Source organism: Roseateles sp. P5_B10 (genome assembly GCF_056400485.1).
Genome location: NZ_JBFULE010000917.1, coordinates 1 through 1,959, shown reverse-complemented (window position 1 = coordinate 1,959; position 1,959 = coordinate 1). Strand labels below are relative to the sequence as shown.

Sequence of the window (1,959 nt, the reverse complement as noted above, 5' to 3'; positions counted from 1 at the left end):
GCTGTCCGACATCGGCTTGTCGGTCTTGCCGAGCTGGTTCTTCAGCGCCTGGTCGAGGATGCGCTTTTGCTCGTCGTTGAGCTTGGCCGAGCCCTTGAGCTGCTTCAGCTCGGTGCCCGTCGAGCCGAACTTTGCGGTGCCGCTGTCGACATTGGCCTTGCGCGCTACCGCCCTGGCGCAGTCGGCCACGGCAGTCTTGAATTCCGGCAAGGCCTTGATGGCGTCGACATAGGCCGTGATGGTCTTGGGGTCGGCGGGCAGCTTGGCCTTGGCCTGGGTGACCGCATCGAATGCGGCCGTCAATCCGCTCGGTGCCGTGGCCGGCAGGGCCTTGAGCGCCTTGTCGATCTCCGCCTTGGTGTCGTCGTATTTCTTTTTCAGCTGCTGCATGGCCTTGGTCTCGGCCTTGAGGTAGTCAGCCACCTTACTGCCCAGCACGTCCAGGGCCTTGGCAGCCCGGACATAGTCCTGCAGGTTCTTGGGGTCAGCCACCAGTCCATTGCGGGCGCTCTGCACGGCGGCATGCGCTGATTCCACGCCGGGCGGTGCCGCACCGGGCACCTTGGCCAGATCGCCCTGCTCGAGCTTGAGCTTGGCGGCGTCGTACTTGCCCTTGGCCGTGACCACCGGGTCGCCCTTCGTGGGCTTCGCATMGACCGACTCCAGCACCTCGCGCACGGCGGTCCGGGCGCCTCCTCGCTTGGGCAACTGGTCGGGCGGCGTGGACATGGGGAGCGCTCCTTCGGGGCGTCAAGGCCGCAGGGCCTCCGGCGGGATGGGGCGCGAGGATAGGAGCTCCCCGTAACAACGGTCAAGCCAGGACGCCGGCATCACGCAGGAGTTCCAACGGCGATGCCGGGCGTCAGCAGGCGCTCCAGCAACTGCCGCACGCTGGTGATCTGGCTGCCGAAGGGCAGCCCGCCACGGCCGCGGAAGAACAGACCCTTGTTGACCTCGCCCCGCAATGCCGACCCCAGGCGCTGGTCAATGCAGAACTGGCCCCAGCCCTTGAGGCCGTCGCGCAGGCCGCACTGGCTCAAGCAGTCGAAGGCCATCGTGCAGCGCTGCTTGAGCTGGGCCACGGCCTGCAGCCTTTCCTCGGCCTTCAGGTATTTGCGAAGCCACGGCGTCATCACCGCGCGGGCGGGCAGGCCGGCCACGCTGGTGAACTCGACCAGGTCCTCGTCACGCGCTTCCACCAGCACCTGCTTGAAGTTGGGGTGGGCGTCGCACTCCTCGGTGGCGACGAAGGCCGTGCCGAGCTGGGCCGCGTCGGCGCCCAGGGACTGCAGGCGCTGGATGTCCTCGCAGCAGCGCACGCCGCCGGCGGCGATCAGCGGCACCTGGCCCTCCACGCCAGCGTCGCGGATCAGCTGGCGCACCGCAGGCAGCACGGTCTCGAAGTCGAAGCGCGCGTCGCCCAGGTCGGCCACGCGCGCCGCGCCCAGGTGGCCGGCGGCATGGCCCGGGTGCTCGATGATGATGGCGCTGGGGATGCGCTGGCGCCGCTCCCATTTGCGCCACAGCAGCGCCACGCCGCGCGCGTCGCTGAGGATGGGCACGAGGGCCGTGTTGGGGTGGTCCTGGGCCAGCTCGGGCAGGTCCAGCGGCAGGCCGGCACCCACCACCAGCGCGTCCACGCCCTCCTGCAGCGCGGTGCGCACCGAGGCCGCGTAGTCGCTCACCGCGCGCATCACGTTGACGGCCAGCACGCCGCGGCCGCCGGCAATCTCGCGGGCCTGGCGGATCTCGCGCGCCAGCGCCTCCTGGTTGGCCTGCTGGATGACGGTCTTCTTGTTCTCGTCGCTATCGCGCATGCCTTCGCTGCGGGCCATCAGGTCGGGGTGGTGGCGGCGCAGGTCCACCGAGGCGATGGTGCCCCAGGCGCCCTGGGCGGCGACGCTGCCGGCCAGCCGGTGGGCCGAGATGCCCACACCCATGCCGCCCTGCACGATGGGC

2 protein-coding genes are annotated in these 1,959 nt (G+C 69.9%); both read right to left on the bottom strand.

Annotated features, from left to right (window positions below; translation table 11 throughout):
* Nucleotides 1–729 (bottom strand): hypothetical protein (locus AC1DU6_RS29215; protein ID WP_477861464.1); only part of this gene is annotated, 729 nt, incomplete at its 3' end.
* Between the two features lie 101 nt (nucleotides 730–830).
* On the bottom strand, nucleotides 831–1,959 hold a 1,129-nt coding region (locus tag AC1DU6_RS29210; protein ID WP_477861462.1), incomplete at its 5' end, for an NAD(P)H-dependent flavin oxidoreductase.